Annotated in this window: 28 protein-coding genes; 17 read left to right on the forward strand and 11 right to left on the reverse strand. The window is 29.3% G+C overall.

Features of this window, described 5'->3' with window-relative positions; translation table 11 throughout:
* Nucleotides 1–18: 18 nt before the first annotated feature.
* Genes ALEK_RS16975 through ALEK_RS16985 form a run of 3 tightly spaced genes read left to right on the forward strand, consistent with a single transcriptional unit; the run spans nucleotide 19 to nucleotide 1,320 of the window.
* Nucleotides 19–681 carry an HAD family hydrolase gene (locus ALEK_RS16975; protein ID WP_071626505.1) on the forward strand — a complete coding sequence of 221 codons (663 nt, stop codon included), beginning with the start codon at nucleotides 19–21 and terminating at the stop codon, nucleotides 679–681.
* Between the two features lie 8 nt (nucleotides 682–689).
* Nucleotides 690–1,061, forward strand: a complete 372-nt coding sequence (locus ALEK_RS16980) for a hypothetical protein (protein WP_071626506.1) — start codon at nucleotides 690–692, stop codon at nucleotides 1,059–1,061.
* A 7-nt stretch (nucleotides 1,062–1,068) separates the two neighbouring features.
* Entirely contained in the window at nucleotides 1,069–1,320 is a 252-nt protein-coding gene (locus tag ALEK_RS16985; protein WP_071626507.1) for a hypothetical protein, read from the forward strand.
* Nucleotides 1,321–1,335: 15 nt separating this feature from the next.
* Here the strand turns inward: ALEK_RS16985 and ALEK_RS16990 are convergent, their stop codons facing one another.
* Complete coding sequence (locus ALEK_RS16990; protein ID WP_071626508.1) at nucleotides 1,336–1,716, reverse strand: hypothetical protein; 381 nt, start codon at nucleotides 1,714–1,716, stop codon at nucleotides 1,336–1,338.
* 176 nt (nucleotides 1,717–1,892) lie between these two features.
* Between ALEK_RS16990 and ALEK_RS16995 the strand changes: the two genes are divergently transcribed.
* Nucleotides 1,893–2,735, forward strand: coding sequence for a bacteriohemerythrin (locus tag ALEK_RS16995; RefSeq protein ID WP_071626509.1), 843 nt, complete (start codon nucleotides 1,893–1,895; stop codon nucleotides 2,733–2,735).
* Between the two features lie 16 nt (nucleotides 2,736–2,751).
* Here ALEK_RS16995 and ALEK_RS17000 read toward each other — a convergent pair whose 3' ends face one another.
* Both ALEK_RS17000 and ALEK_RS17005 read right to left on the reverse strand, forming a co-directional pair.
* Entirely contained in the window at nucleotides 2,752–4,194 is a 1,443-nt protein-coding gene (locus ALEK_RS17000) for a PAS domain-containing sensor histidine kinase (protein WP_071626510.1), read from the reverse strand.
* A 118-nt stretch (nucleotides 4,195–4,312) separates the two neighbouring features.
* Nucleotides 4,313–4,690 (reverse strand): hypothetical protein, encoded by a 378-nt coding sequence (locus tag ALEK_RS17005; protein WP_071626511.1) that lies wholly within the window; start codon nucleotides 4,688–4,690, stop codon nucleotides 4,313–4,315.
* 185 nt (nucleotides 4,691–4,875) lie between these two features.
* On the opposite strand from ALEK_RS17005, the gene ALEK_RS17010 reads away from it, so the two are divergent.
* Both ALEK_RS17010 and ALEK_RS17015 read left to right on the forward strand, forming a co-directional pair.
* Nucleotides 4,876–5,067, forward strand: coding sequence for a hypothetical protein (locus ALEK_RS17010; RefSeq protein WP_071626512.1), 192 nt, complete (start codon nucleotides 4,876–4,878; stop codon nucleotides 5,065–5,067).
* Between the two features lie 13 nt (nucleotides 5,068–5,080).
* Nucleotides 5,081–5,902 carry a hypothetical protein gene (locus ALEK_RS17015; protein WP_071626513.1) on the forward strand — a complete coding sequence of 274 codons (822 nt, stop codon included), beginning with the start codon at nucleotides 5,081–5,083 and terminating at the stop codon, nucleotides 5,900–5,902.
* A gap of 25 nt (nucleotides 5,903–5,927) precedes the next feature.
* On the opposite strand, the gene ALEK_RS17020 is transcribed toward ALEK_RS17015, so the two are convergent.
* Complete coding sequence (locus tag ALEK_RS17020; protein WP_071626514.1) at nucleotides 5,928–6,383, reverse strand: hypothetical protein; 456 nt, start codon at nucleotides 6,381–6,383, stop codon at nucleotides 5,928–5,930.
* A 221-nt stretch (nucleotides 6,384–6,604) separates the two neighbouring features.
* Nucleotides 6,605–7,066 (reverse strand): hypothetical protein, encoded by a 462-nt coding sequence (locus ALEK_RS17025; protein WP_071626515.1) that lies wholly within the window; start codon nucleotides 7,064–7,066, stop codon nucleotides 6,605–6,607.
* A 551-nt stretch (nucleotides 7,067–7,617) separates the two neighbouring features.
* Here ALEK_RS17025 and ALEK_RS17695 point away from each other — a divergent pair.
* Entirely contained in the window at nucleotides 7,618–7,746 is a 129-nt protein-coding gene (locus ALEK_RS17695) for a hypothetical protein (protein WP_265734116.1), read from the forward strand.
* Between the two features lie 116 nt (nucleotides 7,747–7,862).
* On the opposite strand, the gene ALEK_RS17030 is transcribed toward ALEK_RS17695, so the two are convergent.
* From ALEK_RS17030 to ALEK_RS17050, 5 genes are all read right to left on the reverse strand, one after another.
* Nucleotides 7,863–9,092, reverse strand: coding sequence for a BaiN/RdsA family NAD(P)/FAD-dependent oxidoreductase (locus ALEK_RS17030; protein ID WP_071626516.1), 1,230 nt, complete (start codon nucleotides 9,090–9,092; stop codon nucleotides 7,863–7,865).
* 81 nt (nucleotides 9,093–9,173) lie between these two features.
* Entirely contained in the window at nucleotides 9,174–9,857 is a 684-nt protein-coding gene (locus ALEK_RS17035) for an MOSC domain-containing protein (protein WP_071626517.1), read from the reverse strand.
* A gap of 8 nt (nucleotides 9,858–9,865) precedes the next feature.
* Nucleotides 9,866–10,333 (reverse strand): MOSC domain-containing protein, encoded by a 468-nt coding sequence (locus ALEK_RS17040; protein ID WP_071626518.1) that lies wholly within the window; start codon nucleotides 10,331–10,333, stop codon nucleotides 9,866–9,868.
* Between the two features lie 224 nt (nucleotides 10,334–10,557).
* The gene (locus ALEK_RS17045) at nucleotides 10,558–11,340 is read right to left on the reverse strand and encodes a helix-turn-helix domain-containing protein (RefSeq protein ID WP_071626519.1); all 783 of its coding nucleotides are present in this window, start codon (nucleotides 11,338–11,340) and stop codon (nucleotides 10,558–10,560) included.
* A gap of 11 nt (nucleotides 11,341–11,351) precedes the next feature.
* On the reverse strand, nucleotides 11,352–11,669 hold the full coding sequence (locus ALEK_RS17050) for a cupin domain-containing protein (RefSeq protein WP_071626520.1): 318 nt from the start codon (nucleotides 11,667–11,669) through the stop codon (nucleotides 11,352–11,354).
* 348 nt (nucleotides 11,670–12,017) lie between these two features.
* Here ALEK_RS17050 and ALEK_RS17055 point away from each other — a divergent pair, with 348 nt between their 5' ends.
* The 10 genes from ALEK_RS17055 to ALEK_RS17100 all read left to right on the forward strand — a co-directional run bounded on the left by ALEK_RS17055 (nucleotide 12,018) and on the right by ALEK_RS17100 (nucleotide 21,808).
* A complete protein-coding gene (locus tag ALEK_RS17055; RefSeq protein ID WP_071626521.1) occupies nucleotides 12,018–13,286 on the forward strand; it encodes an O-acetylhomoserine aminocarboxypropyltransferase/cysteine synthase family protein in 1,269 nt (422 codons plus the stop codon).
* Nucleotides 13,287–13,298: 12 nt separating this feature from the next.
* A complete protein-coding gene (locus ALEK_RS17060) occupies nucleotides 13,299–13,712 on the forward strand; it encodes an RrF2 family transcriptional regulator (RefSeq protein ID WP_071626522.1) in 414 nt (137 codons plus the stop codon).
* 15 nt (nucleotides 13,713–13,727) lie between these two features.
* On the forward strand, nucleotides 13,728–14,660 hold the full coding sequence (cysK, locus tag ALEK_RS17065) for a cysteine synthase A (RefSeq protein ID WP_071626523.1): 933 nt from the start codon (nucleotides 13,728–13,730) through the stop codon (nucleotides 14,658–14,660).
* Between the two features lie 37 nt (nucleotides 14,661–14,697).
* Complete coding sequence (locus ALEK_RS17070) at nucleotides 14,698–14,928, forward strand: DUF2061 domain-containing protein (RefSeq protein WP_071626524.1); 231 nt, start codon at nucleotides 14,698–14,700, stop codon at nucleotides 14,926–14,928.
* A gap of 10 nt (nucleotides 14,929–14,938) precedes the next feature.
* The gene (locus ALEK_RS17075; RefSeq protein ID WP_071626525.1) at nucleotides 14,939–15,643 is read left to right on the forward strand and encodes a phosphoadenylyl-sulfate reductase; all 705 of its coding nucleotides are present in this window, start codon (nucleotides 14,939–14,941) and stop codon (nucleotides 15,641–15,643) included.
* Nucleotides 15,644–15,665: 22 nt separating this feature from the next.
* Nucleotides 15,666–16,580 (forward strand): sulfate adenylyltransferase subunit CysD, encoded by a 915-nt coding sequence (gene cysD / locus ALEK_RS17080; protein ID WP_071626526.1) that lies wholly within the window; start codon nucleotides 15,666–15,668, stop codon nucleotides 16,578–16,580.
* 1 nt (nucleotide 16,581) lies between these two features.
* Entirely contained in the window at nucleotides 16,582–18,036 is a 1,455-nt protein-coding gene (cysN, locus tag ALEK_RS17085) for a sulfate adenylyltransferase subunit CysN (RefSeq protein WP_071626810.1), read from the forward strand.
* Entirely contained in the window at nucleotides 18,036–19,127 is a 1,092-nt protein-coding gene (locus ALEK_RS17090) for a sulfite reductase (protein ID WP_071626527.1), read from the forward strand. The genes cysN and ALEK_RS17090 overlap by 1 nt, the downstream gene beginning before the upstream one ends.
* A gap of 137 nt (nucleotides 19,128–19,264) precedes the next feature.
* Nucleotides 19,265–20,566 carry an aminotransferase class V-fold PLP-dependent enzyme gene (locus tag ALEK_RS17095; RefSeq protein ID WP_071626528.1) on the forward strand — a complete coding sequence of 434 codons (1,302 nt, stop codon included), beginning with the start codon at nucleotides 19,265–19,267 and terminating at the stop codon, nucleotides 20,564–20,566.
* Between the two features lie 366 nt (nucleotides 20,567–20,932).
* On the forward strand, nucleotides 20,933–21,808 hold the full coding sequence (locus tag ALEK_RS17100; protein WP_228146276.1) for a metallophosphoesterase: 876 nt from the start codon (nucleotides 20,933–20,935) through the stop codon (nucleotides 21,806–21,808).
* A 30-nt stretch (nucleotides 21,809–21,838) separates the two neighbouring features.
* Here ALEK_RS17100 and ALEK_RS17105 read toward each other — a convergent pair whose 3' ends face one another.
* The gene (locus ALEK_RS17105) at nucleotides 21,839–22,216 is read right to left on the reverse strand and encodes a hypothetical protein (RefSeq protein WP_071626530.1); all 378 of its coding nucleotides are present in this window, start codon (nucleotides 22,214–22,216) and stop codon (nucleotides 21,839–21,841) included.
* Between the last annotated feature and the right edge of the window lie 53 nt (nucleotides 22,217–22,269).

Genomic DNA, 22,269 nt, shown 5'->3' on the forward strand with positions numbered 1-22,269 from the left:
AAACCATTAAGGAGATATATGAATACTCAAAAAGCAATTATATTTGATCTTGATGGTACATTAATAGATTCACTAGAAGATATAGCAGTATGTATGAATCAAGTATTCGCAGAAATGGAACTTCCAACACATGAAATAAATGATTATAAAAAGTTTGTAGGAGGAGGAGTTGATATTTTAGTAGAGAATGCACTAGCTGACTCTCAACCAAAAGAGATAAAAAAACAAGTAAGTAAAAGATTCAAAGAAGTATATGACCAAAATTTACATGCTAAGACTTTACCTTATGATGGTATTTATGAATTATTAGAACAATTAGAAGAAGCAAATATTAAAATGGCAATTCTGTCTAACAAACCTCATAAGTTCACTTGTCAATATGCACAATCGTTATTTAAAGATAATAAATTTTTAGAAGTACATGGACAAAAAGAGCACATTAACAAGAAACCAGATCCAAAAGCAGCTATTGATATTGCTAATAATTTAAATATAAATTGTGAAAATATATATTTTGTAGGAGATACAAAAATAGATATGCAAACAGCAAAAAATGCAAATATGAAAGCAATTGGCGTTCTTTGGGGATTTAGGGAAGAAGATGAACTTAGAAAAAATGGTGCAGATTTTATCGTAGAAAAACCAAGTGATATTTTTGATATAATTTCTAACAAACTTTAGGAGAGAACATGACAAAATTATTTTTATCTTTTGTAATAGCTACTTTTATGACTATTACATCATTAAGTGCAGATTGCGGAATGAAAAGTGAAAACTGCAAAATGAACAAAACTCACTGTGATATGAAAAAAGTAGAGAGTAAAAAACACTGTGATATGAAGCAAAAAGATTGCGACATGAAAAAGAGCCATTGTGATATGAAGAAAAAATCTTCTTGTGATTGTAAAAGTGGTGAGCAGTGTAAATGTAAAGCCGAAGGTAAAGCTTCTTGTGACTGCAAAAAAGAAGTTGTGACTCCTAAATGCGATTGCAAAAATACAGGAAATTGTACTTGTAAAGCAAGTGGAAAAGCCTCTTGTGATTGTAATATTAAAAAGTAGTAAGTAAATGAATACTGATTATATACCCGTAGCTTGTCATTTTTATGATGAGTTAGAGAGTGCAGCAGTAAAAAAAACTCTTAGTACTATTATTTATTTAGATAATGGAAATGAACAAACTATAGAAGATTATGTTGTTGATTTTAAAAATTTAAATAAAGAAGAGTTTGCTGTGTTAAAAAGTGGCCTTGAAATAAGACTTGATAAGATAATTAGTTTTAACGGTCTTTTTGCTAAAAACTATAACTGTAATGTATAAAAAGAGAAACTCTTTTTATACATCTAATTCGAAGAAAACTTCTTCTGTTTTTTGATATTTTGCTACTGAACATGAGATTTTAATTGCATTATCATAATCTCTGAATTCATCACGAAATAGTTTTTGTAATTTTACTACATCATTTGCTCTAAAAATAAAATATCCTAAAATATCCGTTCCTCTTGAACCTGCTTTTTCAATACCAAAACTATCAAACTTCCAATGAACACCTTTTGTAAAAAAGAATACTTCCTTTATTCTTTTCTTTAAATCAGATCTTACATTGTCGTTGAATTGTTTCAAATGCACGTAAAAAGCTACGTTTGTATTAAATTCATCTTGAACTAATTTTTCTAATGCTGGAGTTGTTGCTTGGTCTAAAATCTCAATACCCATCTAAAAATACCTTTCTGTAATACTATAAAATTACGTAATTATATATCATTATTATAATATTTTGAATAAATAGAGTAACTAATTTGAAAAATTAACAATTTTTAAACTCTTTATTTTATTATTTTTTTAATTTTGTAGTTATATAATAAATATATGCCAATATAAAAGGGGCTATTATGAATACTATCTATGACCTAGAAAAACTCACTTGGAAAAGTGAATACAATATCGGTAACCTTCAAATTGATAATGAACATCAAAAATTATTTATGTTGGCAAAGAAAGCATTACATGCTAGTGAAATAAGTGATGAGAAAAAAGAAAAAACCCAATTAAAACTCATAATTAATGATTTATGTACTTACGTGGGAACTCATTTTTCTAATGAACAAAAGTTCATGCAAAGAATCAAATATCCACACTATGATGAACATAAAATCTTACATGATAATATGCTCAAAACTCTAGCTACACTATTAAATGAAATTAATAATTTGGAGATTCAAGAGATACAAAAAAAATTATGTGAATTTATTGATGAGTATTTTGTAAGACATATAATTCTTGAAGACAAAAAAATCCACCTATGGCAAACTCCTTTAGACGAGTTACGTAAAACTTTTGGTTGGAAAAACATATATAGTGTAAATAATTCTAAAATAGATCAAGAACATAAACAGCTTTTTGATATTGCAAAAATGGCTTTTGTAAGCGTAGATGATGAACATAGAAGTGAAAAAATAAAAGAGGTATTAGTAGATTTATATGATTATATGAAAACTCATTTTCAACATGAAGAAAAATATATGGAAGAGATAAACTATCCAAGACTAGAAGAACATAAATTAATCCACAAAGAGATTATAAAAACACTTAATACTTTTGTAAAAGACTTACCAAAAATTGAAGTTGATTTCTTTGAAAAAGAACTTGCAAGAATGATTGATATTGTATTAGTACAACATATCATTCAAGAAGATAGAAAAATTATTCTTTGGCATCAGGCTCAAAGTGAATAAAATAGTCTAGAAATTATTAGGAATTATCTAGAATTATTTTAAACTCTGCTCCTTGATAGTTTGTATTATCAAAAGCAAAATCTTTATTTTTTACAGAAATTGTTCCATCCATGTGTTTTGTAATAATTTCTTCACACATATATAAACCTATTCCTGTTCCTTGTTTTTTGTGTTTTGTAGTAAAGTATGGCTCAAAAATATTACCCATAATCTCATCAGGTATTCCACCTGCTGTATCTTTGATTTTGATAATAATATTTTCATCTTTTTTTGTAGCTGTTATAAAAATGATTTTCTTTTTTTCTGTTTCTATTTCTGATAAAGCATCAATTGCATTATTTAAAATATTAATAAGTACTTGAATAAACTCGTTTTTGTAGTTATTAATCTGCATATCTTCAAAATCTGAAACAATATCAATATGACTTTTATTTAGTTTTGAAGAGACTAAAGATAAAACTTTTTGTTCAATTTCAGAGAAATCAAAAAATGTTTTCTCTTTATTTGGTCTAAAAAAGTCTCTAAAATCATCAATTGTTTTAGATAAGTATTGAGCATTGTTATTAAGATTTTCCATACTATGTAATAGATGTTCATCTTCTAGGGCTCCCACTTGTTGTTGTACAATAACACTAGTTGAGATACTAGAAATACTTGATAGTGGTTGTCTCCATTGGTGAGCGATATTTTGTAACATCTCCCCAATTGCCGCCATTTTTGACTGTTGTAATAATAACTGGTCTTTTTCTTTTAGTTTATTTTTTGTAAGAACTTCTTCTGTAATATCTCTACCACTTCCAACTGTTCCTAAAAGTCTTCCTTCATCATCAAAAAATGGAGCCTTATGTACTTCTAGATATAAAAGTTTTCCTTTTATATTTCCGTACTCTTCAAATCTCTGTGGTTTTAACTGCTGTAAAACAATTTCATCAGAATCAAAACATAACTCTCCAAAAGTATGCCAATTCTTTTTGTCTTTGTGTTTTTCCCTCTCTCTTAAAGCAAAGAATACATCGTTTTTTCCTATTGGTTCATCTGTATCTTTTGCCATTAGAAGATTATCACAAATAGCTTTATTAGCAAAAAGGTATCTTCCATGAATATCTTTTGCCCAAACCATATCAGGTAAATTATCAGTTAGTAATCGAAGGAAGGTATAAATCTCTTCAGTTTTTATATGTTCTTGAGTATTGAATTTTTTTCCAGCAAAAACCAAAACATCATTTGGCATTTTATCAACATCAAAAAGAAGTGTTTGTCCGTTTTCTTCCAAGAAGAAACGACCTAAATTCCCTTCTCTTATTGATTCTTTTGCTTTTTGGATTATATCTAGGAATCTTTGGTCATCAGTAAAATTATAAGGTATTTTTGTAATATCGCTAAAAAGAGTATAAAAACAATTGTTTACTAAAGAGACATTTTCCTCTCTTAAATCTACTGAAAATATAACTTGCCCCATAATACTCAACCTTAAAAAATATATTTGTGCGTTATTATAAAATAAAATGTGTAAAAAGTTAGTTATTTATAGGCAAAGATTGTAAATATTCCCAAGTTATCAGCTTGGGAATGTAAAATCATGAGTGATGAAGAACATTTCTCTTCATAAATACATATAATCCGTATAGAAGTACAGCACTTCCCACGAGGAATAAAATACCTTCAAATCGAGCTGTTGCCAACTCTAAACTTGGGGCATAAACCATTGATAGACCCATTACCACACCATATAAGGCAAACATACCAATATATAAAACATTGATAATTTTTTGTGCTGGTACTAGTTCTACTTTTTTCTTAAAGTGTGTTGTAAGTACAAAGATACCTACACTAACCACAATAAAGACGATACTTGCAAGCATAATACTACTTTCCGCTATGAGTGTATTCACTACGAAATATCCCATAACACCTAGGAAAAGTATTAGCGATAAATAAATTCCATTTCTCATCATAACTAATCCTTTAATTAAATTAATATATATTAATTTGTATTTTCATACACCATATGTTCTTTGTTATTCAAATTATATACCTATTTGCAATCTTTAAAAATTACTTAAAATTTTATAAATTGACTTTAAGCTATATTTAATATTTAAACTTTATCATGTGAGTAAATAAAAAGAAAAGATTTAATATGAATATAGAGTTACGATTCTTAGAAAAAGCAATACTTGATAAAAACTTCATTAGTTTCAAATATGAAGGAAAATCATATAAAAAACTAAAACCTCTAAAACTAGAGAAACAAGAAGTTTTACATACAGACTCTGGAATATTTGAGTTCTCAAAAGTAGTGAAATTCTCTGTATTAAAAGATAGATTCTAAAATAGGTAAACACATGAATACAAATGATTTAATGAATACAGCTTTAAGCTTAGCAAAACTAGACAAGATGCCTTATGATACTAATATCATAGTTGAGGGTGAAAATATAAAAAAAGTACTAATTGGTATTGATATGGAAACACCTGAGTTATTATTAGCACAGAACTTAGGTTATGACTGTGTTGTATCTCATCATCCAAAAGCTGATTCGTGTATTGTGGATTTTGCAAAAGTTATGGATGTTCAGATTGATAGAATGGTGAAATCTGGAGTTCCTATAAATAAAGCTCAAAAAGCTTTGAAAAAACAACAAACAAGTATAGATATGGGAAGACATGCTTCTAACTACGACAGAGTAAGTTCTGCTGCAAGATTAATGGAAATGCCATATCTAAATATCCATATTCCTGCTGATTTTATAACAGAAGAGATTGTACAAACTAGACTTGATACAGCCTTTGAAGATAAACCAAAAACAAAACTAAGTGATATTATTGATGAGTTGAACTCATGGGAGTATTACCAAGGTAAAGCAGCACAACCTGTAATAAGAGTTGGCTCAAACGATGACTATGCAGGAAAAATTGAAGTACTAATGGCAGGTGGTACAAACGGTGGTGTTGATGTATATAAATCATATTTTGAAGCAGGTGTTGGAACTATAATCGCAATGCATGTTCCAGAAAATGTAAAAAATGCAGTTGCTGAGCAAAATATAGGAAATATAATAATAGCTCCTCATATGCCAAGTGATAGTATTGGATTATTAGAGATTGTAAATGCTTGGAGAGATCAAGGCATTGAAGTAAAAACAATGTCTGGAATAGTAGAGTAATAAAGCATACCTCAAAAGAGGTATGTTAGAAAAACTTCTTTAGTAATTCTTGGTAAGCACTGTCAATCTTAGTGCTTGATTCATGGATTGATTCATTATCTCTTAATTGTGTTGATAATAGAATATTTAGATTATTTGAGTCATCATCTGCACAAACTTCTATATCTCCAATATTTGAAAACTCTTTGAAAATTAGCTCATTATAAATATTAGATGAGATATCTTTCTTTTCATTTAAAACACCAATAATTTTCGTAATAAAAGTCTTGTCATCTTCTTTTAATAGATTTAAAGAGTAGTTATCTGTATCACAGTAAATTTCAATGTTATTACAAATATCAGAATTCTTTAGTTTATAGAAATCATTTATATGTTCTTTTTCTATATTTACAACTTCTACAACATCATGTTCTAAAAAAGTTTTTTTACTAATAACCGTATTGTTCAGATATATATTTTCATCAATAATTCTAAGGCTCATAATGAACTCCATTTTGTTAAGATAAAATTATTTTATATTTTTTGCGTCACAACTAGCGTCACAAGAGTGACGTTTTTTTGGTATTTTTTAGGAAATTATATAAAAAAAGTGACAAATAAGAATATTATTATATTTATAATTATTATTGCATAATTTATCTATTATTTGTAGCAAAAAGGCTATACTTTATGAGTTTCTAGCATACCTCTCAAAGAGGTATATTAGAAGATCTTTTTTAGTAACTCATTGTATGCATTTTCAATTTTGGTATTAGCATCTTTTACAGAGTCAGTATCATTTAGCTGTGTTGATAAAAGAAGGTTTAAACTATCTTCAATTGAATCTTCATCTGCAATAATATCTATACCTTCTACTTTTGAAAACTTCTCTTTAATTAGTTTGTTAAAACTCTCAATAGAAATACTCTCATCTTTATCAAAAATCTCTACAGCTTTTGAGATAAAAGTTTTATCGTTCTCTTTAAATAAATTTAAAGAACAATTATCTGAATCACAATATATTTCAATATTGTCACATATATCAGAATTCTTTAGGTTATAAAATTCAGGTTGGTACTCTTTTTTTATATTTACGACTTCAATAACGTCTTGTTCTAAAAAAGCTTTTTGGCTAATAACTACATCGTTTAAACATATATTTTTATCATTGATTATAAGACTCATGACAAACTCCCCCTAATTTTTTAGATAAAATTATTTTATCAAAAATATGTGGTATTTAGATACCACAATTAGGCACTTTTATGGGACTTTTAAAATTTGTGAGTTATTATAAAATATTATTATTTACACTATTATTTATAAATATTTTAATTATTATTTGTAGCAAAAGGGCTATTTTGGGCTATATAAATATAGCAATTTTGCTATAGAATTATTGGGTTTTATTTATTAAAAATTTGGAGTTTTTTGATTTATTTTAGAAAGGATAGTTCTTTCTTTTCTTTTTAGTAAAGAAAAGAAGCAAAAGAAAATCGTGAGACTGGTTCCAAAATCGCTAAAAAATGAAATGAAATCTTAAAATTTGAAAACTCACTTCGTTCAGACAGTTCAAATTTCTTTACAGATTTAATTTTATTTTTCTTTACGCTATTTTGAAAATGCTCACTTTTCATCAGTTAAATAATTATTTTTTACATATATAAACAATGTTATAATTAATTTACTAACTAATAATAAGTTGGTACAAAAACTTTGAAAGGAGATATAACCACATGGGATTAAAACCAGGACCTAAACCTGTTGCTAAATCAACAGGTAAAGTAGATCAAAGACGTAGAGACAATAAAAGTACTCCAGGCAATACAAAAGGATTGAAAGCATCCAAAAGTACAAAGAAATAATAAGAAATCGTAAATTTTGTTAAAGTTCAAGGCCAGAGGAGAAATTGAAGTGGGAGCATACTTCAGTATGTGACTATTTCAATTTCGACGATAACGCCGAAATTTGACAAAAGTTACTATTTTTTTCCCAATGATTTTCCTGCTAGGTAGCCACTTGCCCATGCAAAATGTAGATTGAAACCTCCACGGTTTCCTACAATATCTAAAACCTCTCCTGCTAAATACAAGCCTTTGCACTTCTTACTTTCATAAGTTCTTGAGTCTACCTCATCGGTTCTTACTCCACCACCACTAGCTTCTGCGTGTTTAAAGCCTTGTGTATCTGTAATTTTAAATCGCCAGTTAATTAGGGTATTTATGATACTTCTTATATGTTTTGAATTTATATCTTTTGCTAGAGCTTCATTTGATACCTTTGCATTTTCTAGAACTATTGGGGCTAGTTTATTTGAGATTATTCCAGTTAGTAGAGTTTGGGCTTTTTCATTTGGTAGGGATTTGAATAGTCCTTCTATTTGAGCTAATAACTCATTTCGATTTATCGTTGGGAACATATTTACAGCTATTTGTACATCTTGATATAGACTTAGTGGATATACAGCATATTGCGAAATATCAAGTATTGCAAAACCTGAAACTCCATATTTAGTAAATAGTACATCTCCTGTAATCTCAGCTTCTTTATTACCATCTATATATAAAGTTACATGGGATTCTTTTTTTACCCCTTGGATTCTTGTAGGTTGGTCGTAGTTTGTATGAAGTCCTACTAATGATGGATAAGTCATATTACATGAGTGTCCGAACTTCTCTGCAAAGTTCATACCTAACTCTGTTGCATTTAACTGCGGAGCCGCACCTAATCCACAAGATAGTACTACTTTGTCATAGTTCACGTAGCTTTTCTCATCAGAGATTACATTGAACTTATCTTCGTTTTTTTCTATATCTGTTACTTTTGTCTCAAGTATTAGTTTTATTCCTAGACTTTGGATTGCACTCTCAAGTAAGTTTGTTACAGATTTTGCTTCATTTGATAGTGGATATACTTTGCAAGTTTCTTTGATATCAAGTAGTAATCCAATACTTTTACAGAATCTCTCAAAAGCCTTAAAATCAAACTGTTTTAATGCATCATTTACAAAAGAAGGGTTCTCCCCTATATAGTTATCTTTAGTAATAGATGAATTTGAGATATTACATCTTCCATTTCCTGAAGCTAGGATTTTTTTTCCTATGCCTTTATTTATATCAAAAATATCGATGTTTAGATTTTTGTTTAATCTCTTCGCAGTGATTGCTGCCATAAGCCCAGCAGCACCTGCTCCAATAATAGCTATTTTCAAATTGTTCCCTATTTATATTAATTAATTGAATTATATTCTTATATCAATATAAAGCTTCTTATTGAAGAGTTCTCTTAATATTTAGTAGTTATCTTTTTGCCACTCTTGTAGTCCTGATTCTTTATTTTTATATCTTTTCAATAAAGAAGTTCTATATGCTAAGGCTAGGCTTTTTGATTCTAATATCTCTTTAATATTTTCTTGATTATCTTTAGCATTAAAGGCACATTTATTTATAAACTCTATTGTTAGTTTTGCATGTTTTCTTTGCTCTAAGATTAAAGAATCTCCTTTTTTTATAAAACCTTTTTGTATTACTCTTAGATAGAATCCCGTTTTAAAATCTTTTACAACCAAAGAAGTCAAAGACTTAATACCTACAATAGAAGATATTTTCCAACAAGGCTGTCTTGGCTGAGAAACCTCAAACAACACCTCACCACATCTAAATACATCTCCTAGACAAATATCAGCATCACTAAACTCTTCAATACTTAGATTCTCTCCAAAAGAACAAATCTCTAAATCGAAGTTATATTTCTTTTTAAAGAACTCATATGATTCCAAGGGATAAACACAAACTGCTTTATCTATTCCTCCATGATGTTCTTTATCACTTTGGGTATCATCTTTAAACCCTAATTCATCTATATAATAGTTCTGTTTTTTTAAATCTACTTTTTTATATGAAGATTGATACTGTTTCTTTCCATTATCCATATCTTGTTTTTGACCACAGAAAATATCTTTTATTTTGATTACCATCTTTTCTCCTATAAAACTTCTATGCTTTCACCCAAAGTAAAACTACCACTTGAAAGTATCTTTGCTCTAAGACCTGCTTTGTGAACCATTTGAGATAAAAACTCTTCCCCTAAATCCAAAGACAAAAGTTTACAGGGTTCACATAATCTCATACCTAAAAACTCAATATCATTAATTTTGAATCTTTTCCCAACTAAATCATTAAGCCCTATTCCCTCTGTGACAATATTTCTTCTAAATAAATCATTTGAATAGTTTAAATTTGTTTTTTTATTAAAAGTATCTATCTCTTCTTGTTCTATAAAAGTAATATGAAAATCCTCTTTATCTTTTAGACGTTGGGAAAAACTTCCTTTTTGCAAATAATACCTATCTCCAATAATACCTTTGCCCTTTACTACTTTTGCTTCTTTGATATTAAATAGTTTTTCTTTTGCTTTGCTTGCTATTAGAATCTCTTTTATTTTATTTGACATCACTTTTCCTATTAAGTTTATCTACTTGTTTAGTTAATAGCTTATGATGTAGACTTTCCATATATAGACTTTGTTTTTGACTTATTTTCATTAGTTTCTCAATAATAAGTGTTGTCAGATTTAAAAAATTCATAAATTTCCTTATAAGATAATACAAGAATTATATGTTTAATTTTTCATATATTCAATGGTCAATAAATACAATTACTTGTAAGATTTGTACATTATGCTTTTTCTTGTTTGAATTCCAAAGGAGTATAAGAGGTATATTTTTTAAAGAATTTAGAAAAGTGCGAACTATCAGTAAATTTAAGTTTCTCACAAATCTCTTTCATAGATAAGTCACTATAAGTAAGTTCTCTTTTTATTTCAACTATATTTCTATCTATGATTAAAGAAGATAGTGTTTTGTTTAGATATTTTTTACACAACTCATTTAGTCGTTTTGTTGTTAGTTCAAAATGATTAGCATAAAATTGTGCTGATTTTTCATCAATAAAATATTCATCAATTAGCTCTATTAAACTATATATTCTCTGATCTTTATAATATAAGTTTGTATTCGATGTTTTAAACTTAAGTACATAGTTTAAAATAGCACCTAATAAATAAGCTCTTAAAGAGTTATCTTCTTCTTTTTCAATCATAAGAGTAAGTTTTGTAATATCATTTATAATTAAAGGAGAAATTTCAATTATTGGTAAGGTATTATTATCAAATAGTTTATTTACCATTTCATAAGAAGGTAAGAAGTCTTTTGAAAAATGAAAGATACAAGCAATACATTTATTAGGAAAATCTTGTTTTGACCATTGATGTATTTGCCCTGGTTTTATTAAATAAACAGTATTTTCTTTTAATTCAAAATTCTGAAAATCAATTGTGAGGTTTAAACTTCCTTCAATAATACAAACAAGTTCATAAGAAGAGTGCTGATGAATATTAAAAAATCTCTCTTTAGGACTTTCAGTTATTCTAGTAAATCTAAAAGAACTATCGTTTATCATCTTTTTTCCTATTATTTATAAAATATAGCAAGCCATATAGTTGTTTCATCTTCTGATGTATATTTTACCCTATGTTTTGTAAAAGCTTTTATATCAACAAAGTCACCTTCAATCAAAGGCATTTCTTTATTTTCAAACTCTAGTATTGCTGAACCTTTTAATAATAAGACAAACTCATTCTCTTCTTGTTCATACCAAAAATCCTTTTCGCTTTTTTGTCCATTTGATACTATTCTTTCTATTCTTATGTTATCATGATTAAGTAAGTCAAGAAACTCTTCTTTTGATTTATCAACAAGAATGTTTTCATATATATGTTTCTTTTGCATTTATTACCTTTTTTTATTTAGATAATTATATCTTTTTTCAATAAATACCCCTAATTTAATTCCATAGTAATTTAATCAACTTTATTAAAACGGCTCTTTTTACTAGTTTTTATACAAATTTTATTTTTTTTCCAATGTTTTTTAGTCAAGAATATAAAGCCCATAAAATAGGCTTTTATAGTTATAGTAATTACAATTTATATATAATTAACTGTAATTTATATGAATTAAATAGTAAATTAGTATAGAATATCTATTTAATTATGATTAAATCACTTGACATTAAAATTAAAATATTCTATACTTTCACCATACAAAATCAAATAACAATAATAAAAAGGAAACAAAATGCAAAACGAAACAATTGCAGTTCATGGAGGATATAACAAAAAAGAAGGTTATGGTTCTATGGCCGTACCAATTGCTCAGACAACTGCATACGCTTTTAGAGATTCTGAACATGCTGCGAATTTATTTGCACTTAAAGAATTAGGGCCAATCTACACAAGATTAACAAACCCTACGACTGACGTCTTAGAACAAAGATTCGCTCAACTTGAAGGTGGAGCAGCAGCAATATGTGTGGCATCTGGTCAATCTGCGATTTTTTACGCTATTGCAAATGTTGCTGAAGCTGGTGATAACATTCTTATTTCTGATAAATTATACGGTGGAGCAGTTACATTATTGACTCACACTATTAAAAGATTTGGAATCACTGCAAAAGTTTTCAGAAGTGAAGACGCTTCTGATTTAGAAGAACAAATTGATGATAAAACAAAAGCAATTTTCTTCGAATCTTTATCAAACCCACAAATTGCAATTGCAGATGTGGAAAAGATCGCTGAAATTGGTCAAAGAAATGGTGTAATTACTATTTGTGATAATACAGTTGCATCTGCAGCATTATTTAACCCAATCAAATGGGGAATTGATGTAGTAGTTCACTCAACTTCTAAATACACAAATGGTCAAGGTACTGCAATTGGTGGAATCATTGTTGAGAGAGATGGATTAGCTGAATTCTTCAAAGAAAACTCTGCTAGATATGCTCACTTCACTGAACCTGATGAGTCATACCACGGTTTAGTTTATACTGATGTTCCATTACCAAACTTTTGTCTAAGAATCAGATTAGCATTACTAAGAGATATCGGTGCTGCACAGTCACCACATAACTCATGGTTATTATTACAAACAATTGAAACATTAGCCCTAAGAGTTGATAAACACTCTGATAATACTTTAGAAATTGCTAAGTTCTTAGAATCACATGATAAAGTAAAAAGTGTTAATTACCCTGGTTTAGAATCAAACCCAGGTTACGCAAAAGCACAGAAATACTTCAAAGATGGAAAAGCATCTGGTCTTATTTCTTTTGAAGTTGAATCTTATGAAGATGCTAAAAAAGTAATTGACAGTGCTAAGTTATTTAGTGTTGTTGTAAATATCGGGGATAGCAAATCTTTAATTGTACACCCTGCTTCAACTACACATTCACAAATGAATGCACAAGAATTAGCAGAAGCTGGTATTAATCCAACTACAGTTAGATTAAGTATTGGATTAGAAAATCCTATTGATTTAATTGCGGATTTAAACGAAGCTTTAAACTAAAAGGTTTAAAATATGCCGTTAATATCAACAAAAGGTGTATATGGTCTTACAGCCATGTACGAGTTAAGAAAACACGATAGAGAAACTCCCATGCAAATCAAGGAGATCTCTTCAAATGCAAATATTCCTCAAAACTACTTAGAACAACTTCTAAGTAAACTTAGACGAGCTGAACTTGTAAAGAGTATCAGAGGTGCTAAGGGAGGTTATATCCTTGCAAATGATCCAGAAGATATCAAAGTTCTTGATATCTTGGTAGCTTTAGAAGATGATTTAAAAATCGTTGATGCTAAAGCTGACAATCCGATTTTGAATATCTTTTTTGATGATTCAAAACAGAGTATGAAAAAAATCTTTGATGTGACTCTAGCTGGTCTAGATGAATATCAAGATAAATACAATGAATTTTTACATTACAGTATATAAATAAAGGAACCTAAGATGAAATACGCAGAAAATTTAACACAACTTATTGGAAACACTCCATTAGTAAAATTACAAGAGACAAGTGAAAACACTGGTGCATTAGTATTAGGAAAATGTGAATTTATGAACCCAACTCATTCAGTTAAAGATAGAATTGGTACAAACATGATTAACACTGCTTTAGAGCAAGGTTTAATTACTAAAGATACTACTGTTATTGAGCCAACTTCTGGTAACACAGGTATTGCATTAGCTTCTGTTTGTGCTGCTTTAGGAATCAAATTAGTATTAACTATGCCTTCATCTATGAGTATTGAAAGAAGAAGACTTCTTAAAGCTTTAGGTGCTGATTTAGTATTAACTGAACCTGCAAAAGGAATGAAAGGTGCCGTTGATAGAGCAAATGAATTAGCTGAAGAAACTCCTAATTCTTTTGTACCACAACAATTCAATAATGGTGCAAATCCAGAAATTCACAGAAAAACTACTGCTCAAGAAATTCTTGCAGATACTGATGGAAAAATTGATATCTTTATTGCTGCTATTGGTACAGGTGGTACTATTACTGGTGTTGGTGAAGTTTTAAAAGCTCAAAACCCAGATATCCAAGTAATTGCTGTTGAACCAGAAGATTCTCCAGTATTAAGTGGTGGTAAACCAGGTCCTCATAAAATTCAAGGAATTGGTGCAGGTTTCGTTCCAGGTGTATTAAATACAGAAATTTATGATGAAGTTGTTCAAGTTTCTAATGATGATTCTTTTGCACATGCTAGACATTTAGCAAAATCTGAAGGTTTACTAGTAGGTATTTCAGCAGGTGCTAATGCATTAGTTGCACAAAGAGTTGCAGAAAGACCTGAAAACAAAGGTAAAACAATTGTTACTATCCTTTGTGACACTGGAGAAAGATACTTAAGTACAGTATTATATCCAAACGATGAAGAGTAATAACTCTTCGTCGCAACAATCTTAGGAAAGATCCAATATGCACGAAAAACCTTACAGATCTATAGTTAAGACTATATCTTGGCGTACTGTTGGAACAATTGATACAGTTATCATTTCATATTTTATTACTGGAAACTTAGCAATGGCTGCATCAATTGGTTCAATAGAATTAGTTACTAAAATGATTTTATATTACTTCCACGAAAGAGCATGGAATAAGATTTCATTAGGAAGAGTAAAACCAGCAGAAAACGATTATCAAATTTAGGCAAGATATTATGAGTAAAGAAACAATAGCAAAAGAATTAAACCAACAATTAAAAGGGAAAACAGCACAAGAAGTTGTAGCTTATTTCTTAGATAATTACAAAGAAGTTGCTCTAAGTTCAAGCTTAGCAGCAGAAGATCAAGCTTTAAGTGATGTGATTTTAAAGCATGACAAAAGTGCAAGAATATTTACACTTGATACAGGTAGATTACACCCAGAAACTTATGATGTTATGGATGCAACAAACCTTAAGTATAACATCAAAATTGATGTGTATTTTCCTAATGAACAAAATGTTCAAGAGTTATATAAAACTCAAGGCGTAAATGGTCATTATGAAAGTATCGAAAAAAGAAAACATTGTTGTTTTGTTAGAAAAATTGAACCTTTAAAAAGAGCATTAAAAGGTTTAGATATTTGGTTTACAGGGCTTAGAGCATCTCAAAGTGTTACAAGAACTGAAATGCCACTAGTTGAATATGATGCTAATTTTGATGTAATCAAAGTTAATCCATTAATTGACTGGAATGAAGAAGATGTATGGACTTATATAAAAGAAAATAGAGTTCCTTACAACAAATTACATGATCAAGGTTTCCCAAGCATCGGATGTGCACCCTGTACCAGAGCCGTTAAGGACGGTGAAGATATTAGAGCTGGAAGATGGTGGTGGGAAAACCCAGAACATAAAGAATGTGGTTTACACAAAAAATAATTGAATTAAAGAAAGGAATCAAATGGAAATAAGTAATGAGAGATTAACGCATTTAAAGCAGCTAGAAGCTGAGTCTATGCACATTATGAAAGAAGTAATCGCTGAGTTTCAAAACCCAGGTATGCTTTATTCAGTAGGGAAAGATTCTTCTGTTATGTTACACATTTTACAGAAAGCATTTTACCCAGCACCACCTCCTTTACCATTAGTACACGTAGATACTAAATGGAAATTTAAAGAGATGATTGAATTTAGAGATAGAAGAGCTAAAGAAGTTGGAATGGAACTTATTACTTATTCTAATCCTAAAGGTATTGAGATGAATATCTCTCCTTTCGAGCACGGTTCTGCTTTACATACAGATGTAATGAAAACAGAAGGTTTAAAACAAATGCTAGATATGCAACAGTTTGATGCAGTATTTGGTGGGGCTAGAAGAGATGAAGAAAAATCTAGAGCAAAAGAGAGAATTTATTCTTTCAGAGATAAAAACCATAGATGGGATCCAAAATCTCAACGACCAGAACTTTGGAATGTATATAATGGAAGACATACAAAAGGTGAATCAATTAGAGTATTCCCTATTTCAAACTGGACAGAATTAGATATCTGGCAATACATCTATTTAGAAGGTATTCCAATTCCTGATTTATACTTCTCAAAAGAGAGAGAAGTAGTTGAATATATGGGTACAAAAATCATGGTAGATGATGAAAGAGTTCCAGAAGAATTAAGAAAAACTGCTAAAAAAGAAAAGGTAAGATTTAGAACATTAGGTTGTTACCCATTAACAGGTGCAGTAGAATCAGAAGCAACAACATTACCAGAGATTATCCAAGAGATGCTTGTTTGTACAACAAGTGAGAGACAAGGAAGATTAATCGACAGTGATGGTGATGCATCAATGGAAAAAAAGAAACAAGAAGGGTATTTTTAATATGGCACATCAATCAGATTTAATTTCAGAAAATATAGAAGCATATTTAAAAGAACATGAGAATAAAGAAATATTAAGATTTATTACTTGTGGTTCAGTAGATGATGGGAAATCAACTTTAATTGGTAGATTACTTTATGATTCAAAAATGATTTTTGAAGATCAATTAGCAGCTATTGAAAAAGATTCTAAAAAATCAGGTACTACAGGTGATAAGATTGACTTAGCACTTTTAGTTGATGGTTTAGCATCTGAGAGAGAACAAGGTATTACTATTGATGTTGCTTATAGATTCTTCTCAACTGATAAAAGAAAATTCATTATTGCAGATACTCCAGGTCACGAGCAATACACAAGAAACATGGCAACAGGTGCTTCAACAGCAGACGTAGCTATTATCTTAATTGATGCTAGACAAGGGATTTTAACTCAAACTAAAAGACACTCTTATATTGCTTCTTTATTAGGAATCAAAAACCTAATCGTTGCAATTAATAAAATGGATTTAGTTGACTTTAGCCAAGAAGTATTTGAAGAGATTAAGAATGATTATAAAAACATTATTCCAAATCTTCCTCATAATGAAGATTTAAATATTGAGTTTATTCCTATTTCTGCATTAGATGGAGATAATATTTTAACTAATACTCCAAAAGCACCTTGGTATAAAGATAAACCTTTAATGGAATTACTTGACACTATTGATATTCATAAAAAAGAGTCTGATTCATTTAGATTACCTGTTCAATATGTAGTAAGACCACACTTAAACTTCAGAGGATTCTCTGGAACAATTGCAAGTGGTTCAATTAGCGTTGGTGATGATATTACAGTATTACCTTCAGGTAAAACATCTAAAGTTAAATCTATCGTATCTAATGATATTAAAGATTTAAGACCAATTGGTAAAGATGAAACAGTTGAAACTATTGAAAAAGCATTTGCTCCAATGGCTACAACTATTACACTTGAAGATGAGATTGATATTTCAAGAGGGGATATGATTGTAAAATCAGAAGATATTCCTAAAGTATCAAACCACTTATCAGCAATGGTAGTATGGATGGATGAAGCTCCATTAACTTTAAACCAAAACTACATTATTAAAAGAGCAACTTCTGTATTAAATGGAGCATTTAACTCTATTGATTTTAAGAAGAATATTAATACATTTGAAGAGATTGACGCAGAGCAATTAGAACTAAATGATATTGCAAAAGTTACAATCTCTCTTGATAGAGAAATTGCAGTAGATCCATATCATGAGAATAGATATACTGGTAGTTTCATTATTATTGACAAATATACTAACTCAACTGTTGGTGCGGGTATGATTGTATCTTCTGTTGAAGGAACAGCCGAACTTGCAGATGAAAAAACATATTCTCAAGCAGAAGTTGAATTAAATGCATTCATTAGAAAGAATTATCCAGAATGGAATTGTAAGGCTATCTAATGTCTAAAAATTTATCTCTAAATATCGAGCAAATCAAAAAAGATAAGGATGGATTAGATGTCTTAAGTGACATCTTTATCTATGCTGTCTTAGGTGAAAGAGTAAGTGAAGCTGATTTAATCAGATTCCAATGGTATGGTATTCATGCCCAAGGAAGAGATCAAAAAGGTGATTACTTCAAATTAAAAATTCCACTAAGTCTTGGGGAATTAAACCTAGAACAAATCAAAGCATTATCTAAAATTTCAAAAGAGTATGCAAATGATAGTTTAGACTTTACAAAAAGTCAAAAAATTGAATTTTCTTGGTTAAGAATTTATGATTTACCTGCTGTATTTAATATTCTACATGCTGTAGAGTTAAGTACTACATTTGAATCTGGTCACAATGTTAGAAATATCATTTTAAACTGTGTGAACAAAGAACAATTAACTGATATTAGTGAAATTACAAATAAACTAAACGATACATTTAGAGGTAATAAGAATTTTTCTAACTTACCAAATAAACTACAAATAGCCATCTCAGGATGTGCTAGAAAAGCTGTTGAAAACAATACACATGATGTAAACTTCGATGCAGTTAAAAATGATAAAGATAAGATTTTATTTTCAGTAAAAATCATAGGTACACACGTGGGATATATTACTATATCTCAAATAATTCCTATGGCAAAAGCAATTGCAAAAATTTATAGAGATTATGGAAATAGAGAAAATGAAGAGCAAAGTGATTTTGCCTCTTTAATTAAACAATGGGGACATGATAAGTTTTATGATTTATTAGAGTCTTCTGTGAGTTTTAGAATTAAATCTTTACTTATTGAGACAAATGAAAATAACAATAAGATAGAGTACTTTGGAATTAAAGAAAGTAAAGTGGAAGGACAAAGTTATATTGGTTGTAAATTGGAATCATTACAAATCGGTAGTTCTGGATTAGATACATTATCTTCACTATTAGAGAAATATAATGCATCAAAGATACAAATCACAACATTCGGAAATATGATAATAATTGACGCTCCTACTAATAAAGCGAAACAATTTGCCGAAGATTTACAAAAAGTAAATTTTAATCCTTTCGCATGATAATCCCTACAAAGGCAGAGTAATTCTGTCTTATTATAAGAGTTTATAAATTTAAACTTATTATTCAAGCAAACTCTTATAATAAATAACTTAAAATTATAAAATTAATAACCTAAACTAATTTAACGAGTAAAATAATGACAAAAAACATATTTAGACCTTTTTTCAATGAAAGTACAAATACACTAGATTTTATAAAATATAACACAATTGGAAAAAATAAAAAAGAATATTTTGATTATACTGCTTCGGGTCTTGCTTTTAGGCAAATTGAGAATCGTGTAAGAGACGTATTAGAGACTTATGCAAATACACACTCTAAAGAGTCATCAAATGCTGATGCAACAAGTAATTATTATGAACTAGCAAGAAAAAATCTTGCAAAAAGTTTAGAAGTTGGAGATGAATTTGCCATTCTTCCTAGTGGTTGTGGTACAACTGCTGCTATTAAACATCTTCAAGAATTACTTGGATTATACATTCCCCCTGCAACTAAAAAAAGATATGAAATAGAAGTAGATAAATCTAAAATGCCTCTTGTTATAGTTGGACCTTATGAACATCACTCAAATGAAGTATCTTTTAGAGAAGCTTTATGTGAAATCAAAAGAGTAAAACTTGATAAAGAAGGACTAATAGACTTAAAACATCTAAAAAAAGTTCTAAAGAAGAATAAAGATAGAGAGATTATTGGTTCATTTTGTGTTGCATCTAATGTAACAGGAATCATTACTCCTTTTAAAAAGATTTCAAAATTACTTAGAAAATACAATGCTCTAGTATGTTTTGATGCGGCGGCTAGTTCACCTTATATGAATATTCCATCTGAGCTTTATGATGCAATATTTATGTCACCTCATAAATTACTAGGAGGACCTGGATCATGTGGCCTTCTTGTAGTTAGAAAAGCTTTAATCAATACTGAGCTTTCTCCTACATTTGCAGGTGGTGGAACAGTTGCATATGTAAATAAAGATGAACAAGTTTACCAAAAAGAGATAGAAATAAGAGAAGATGCTGGAACTCCTGGAATCTTACAATTAATCAGAGCTTCATTATCATATCAATTAAGAAATGAAATTGGTTTTGATTTTATTAAATCTCAAAAAGATGAACTTAAAAAAGTTTTTATTGATGAACTTAAAAAAATACCAAACTGTGAAATATATGGGAACCAAGATGAAGACAATATAGGAATCATCTCTTTTAATATTAACAATTTAGACGCCTATGAATTATGTGCTAAATTATCACAATCAAATGGTATTCAAACAAGAGCAGGATGTTCATGTGCTGGGCCTTATGGCCATGATTTATTAGGAATTGATGACTTAGATATCAATAATAAACCAGGGTGGTTAAGAATCTCTATCCACTTCTCACAAACAAAAGCTGAAATTTTAGCTTTAGTTGAAGCTATCAAAAAAAATATCAACTAAATAAGAGGGTATATACTATATAAAACTATGGTATAAGCCCTTCTTTTTAACAATCTTTCTTTATTAATAATCCTTTTACTATTTGTTAAATATTCATTAATCATTTGGTCTTATAATTCTCACATGAGTTTTATAATATTTTTTTCGATTTTTGTTTTTGTATTTGCTCTACAAACATACATTATAAAAGCACGTCTTATAAATAAATTAGAGTTTAAACCTAAGACGAAAAAGTATCTAAGCATTTTATTATATATTACATTTTTTGGGGTGCTTTTGTACCCCGTAGCTAGATACAACCCAGTTTTCCCCAACTGGTTATACTTTCTCCTTTCTTTACCAATAGGAGTGATTTTTTTAACATTTATGATAACAATTTTTCATGAAATCATTTCTTTTGGACTAAAAAAAACAAATTTCAAAGCAAACAGAAGAGACTTCTTCAAAAAGTCTTTAGACCTAGGCGCAGTATCAGTAGTAGTTGCAACCAACGCAAAAGCTATGGATAATGCAAAAAGTATTGAACTTGAAACAGTTGACGTAAAAATAAACAATCTAAAAATCCCATACACTATTGTTCAACTAAGTGATGTTCATATTGGTGGTCTAATTGACCAAAAGTTTATTTCAGATTTAGTAACAAGAGTTAATACTCTTAATGCAGATGTAGTAGTAATTACAGGTGATCTAGTCGATACCAAACTAGAGTATGCCCAAGACGCATTAGATGAATTAGCAAAACTACAATCAACTTATGGTACTTACTTTATTGTAGGTAATCATGAGTATTTTCATGGAGTTCAGTCCATCATTGATTACGTTAGTTTCCTTGGCATTAAAGTACTTGAAAATGAAAATGTATATATAGGGAAGCTTGATGAAGGTTTCTTCTTATGTGGAGTATATGATAGGTTTGGATATAGATATGGTGATTATATACCTGATATAAAAAGTGCAACAAAAAATACCAACAATTACCCTACAGTTCTCCTTGCACATCAACCAAAATATATAGAAGACATAGAAACTACAGAAGGTATTGATTTAGTTCTAAGTGGCCACACTCATGGAGGTCAAATTATCCCCTTTAACTTCCTAGTGAAACTACAACAACCTTATGTAAAAGGTCTTCACCAACATAATGATACAACACAAATATACGTAAATAAAGGTACTGGTTTCTGGGGACCACCTATGAGATTAGGTGCTAGTTCTGAAATTACTTTATTGAAGCTGTCTTAAATAAAAGGATTTTTCCTTTTATTTAAATACTTATTCAAAAACTTTTGCACAACCTGCATATTCATTAAATTTGTCATCCCATCTTCTTACATCATTAGCTCTTCTCCATCTAGTGTGGTAGAACTCCATTAAACATAATCCAGATTTAACTTCAACCATAAATAAATCATACTCTTTTACATCATTATAAGGAGGATAAGTTTTACTTTGACCCCAAGTAATACCACCATTGTCTTTTGCATAAGAACGCCAGAAAGACTCTAAATCTAACCATTTATTATCTTTTACACTCCAAGCAACTTGTTTTCCATTTTGAATAGAAACCTCTCCATTTTCTGCCGCAGATAAATTACTAGCAAACACAGATAATACTAAAGAGATAAAGGCAATTTTAACAATATTTTTCATAATAATAATTCCTTTTATTTTATTAAAGATATTCTAGTATATTTTTGTTTAGT

The organism is Poseidonibacter lekithochrous, from assembly GCF_013283835.1.
Lineage (GTDB): Bacteria > Campylobacterota > Campylobacteria > Campylobacterales > Arcobacteraceae > Poseidonibacter > Poseidonibacter lekithochrous.

Excerpts from the sequence above, each read along its gene's own strand:
- ALEK_RS16975 (WP_071626505.1), top strand. The coding sequence starts at position 19 with ATGAATACTCAAAAAGCAATTATATTTGATCTTGATGGTACATTAATA.
- ALEK_RS16980 (WP_071626506.1), top strand. The coding sequence starts at position 690 with ATGACAAAATTATTTTTATCTTTTGTAATAGCTACTTTTATGACTATT.
- ALEK_RS16985 (WP_071626507.1), top strand. The coding sequence starts at position 1,069 with ATGAATACTGATTATATACCCGTAGCTTGTCATTTTTATGATGAGTTA.
- ALEK_RS16990 (WP_071626508.1), bottom strand. The coding sequence starts at position 1,716 with ATGGGTATTGAGATTTTAGACCAAGCAACAACTCCAGCATTAGAAAAA.
- ALEK_RS16995 (WP_071626509.1), top strand. The coding sequence starts at position 1,893 with ATGAATACTATCTATGACCTAGAAAAACTCACTTGGAAAAGTGAATAC.
- ALEK_RS17000 (WP_071626510.1), bottom strand. The coding sequence starts at position 4,194 with ATGGGGCAAGTTATATTTTCAGTAGATTTAAGAGAGGAAAATGTCTCT.
- ALEK_RS17005 (WP_071626511.1), bottom strand. The coding sequence starts at position 4,690 with ATGATGAGAAATGGAATTTATTTATCGCTAATACTTTTCCTAGGTGTT.
- ALEK_RS17010 (WP_071626512.1), top strand. The coding sequence starts at position 4,876 with ATGAATATAGAGTTACGATTCTTAGAAAAAGCAATACTTGATAAAAAC.
- ALEK_RS17015 (WP_071626513.1), top strand. The coding sequence starts at position 5,081 with ATGAATACAAATGATTTAATGAATACAGCTTTAAGCTTAGCAAAACTA.
- ALEK_RS17020 (WP_071626514.1), bottom strand. The coding sequence starts at position 6,383 with ATGAGCCTTAGAATTATTGATGAAAATATATATCTGAACAATACGGTT.
- ALEK_RS17025 (WP_071626515.1), bottom strand. The coding sequence starts at position 7,066 with ATGAGTCTTATAATCAATGATAAAAATATATGTTTAAACGATGTAGTT.
- ALEK_RS17695 (WP_265734116.1), top strand. The coding sequence starts at position 7,618 with ATGGGATTAAAACCAGGACCTAAACCTGTTGCTAAATCAACAGGTAAA.
- ALEK_RS17035 (WP_071626517.1), bottom strand. The coding sequence starts at position 9,857 with ATGGTAATCAAAATAAAAGATATTTTCTGTGGTCAAAAACAAGATATG.
- ALEK_RS17040 (WP_071626518.1), bottom strand. The coding sequence starts at position 10,333 with ATGTCAAATAAAATAAAAGAGATTCTAATAGCAAGCAAAGCAAAAGAA.
- ALEK_RS17045 (WP_071626519.1), bottom strand. The coding sequence starts at position 11,340 with ATGATAAACGATAGTTCTTTTAGATTTACTAGAATAACTGAAAGTCCT.
- ALEK_RS17050 (WP_071626520.1), bottom strand. The coding sequence starts at position 11,669 with ATGCAAAAGAAACATATATATGAAAACATTCTTGTTGATAAATCAAAA.
- ALEK_RS17055 (WP_071626521.1), top strand. The coding sequence starts at position 12,018 with ATGCAAAACGAAACAATTGCAGTTCATGGAGGATATAACAAAAAAGAA.
- ALEK_RS17060 (WP_071626522.1), top strand. The coding sequence starts at position 13,299 with ATGCCGTTAATATCAACAAAAGGTGTATATGGTCTTACAGCCATGTAC.
- cysK (WP_071626523.1), top strand. The coding sequence starts at position 13,728 with ATGAAATACGCAGAAAATTTAACACAACTTATTGGAAACACTCCATTA.
- ALEK_RS17070 (WP_071626524.1), top strand. The coding sequence starts at position 14,698 with ATGCACGAAAAACCTTACAGATCTATAGTTAAGACTATATCTTGGCGT.
- ALEK_RS17075 (WP_071626525.1), top strand. The coding sequence starts at position 14,939 with ATGAGTAAAGAAACAATAGCAAAAGAATTAAACCAACAATTAAAAGGG.
- cysD (WP_071626526.1), top strand. The coding sequence starts at position 15,666 with ATGGAAATAAGTAATGAGAGATTAACGCATTTAAAGCAGCTAGAAGCT.
- cysN (WP_071626810.1), top strand. The coding sequence starts at position 16,582 with ATGGCACATCAATCAGATTTAATTTCAGAAAATATAGAAGCATATTTA.
- ALEK_RS17090 (WP_071626527.1), top strand. The coding sequence starts at position 18,036 with ATGTCTAAAAATTTATCTCTAAATATCGAGCAAATCAAAAAAGATAAG.
- ALEK_RS17095 (WP_071626528.1), top strand. The coding sequence starts at position 19,265 with ATGACAAAAAACATATTTAGACCTTTTTTCAATGAAAGTACAAATACA.
- ALEK_RS17100 (WP_228146276.1), top strand. The coding sequence starts at position 20,933 with ATGATAACAATTTTTCATGAAATCATTTCTTTTGGACTAAAAAAAACA.
- ALEK_RS17105 (WP_071626530.1), bottom strand. The coding sequence starts at position 22,216 with ATGAAAAATATTGTTAAAATTGCCTTTATCTCTTTAGTATTATCTGTG.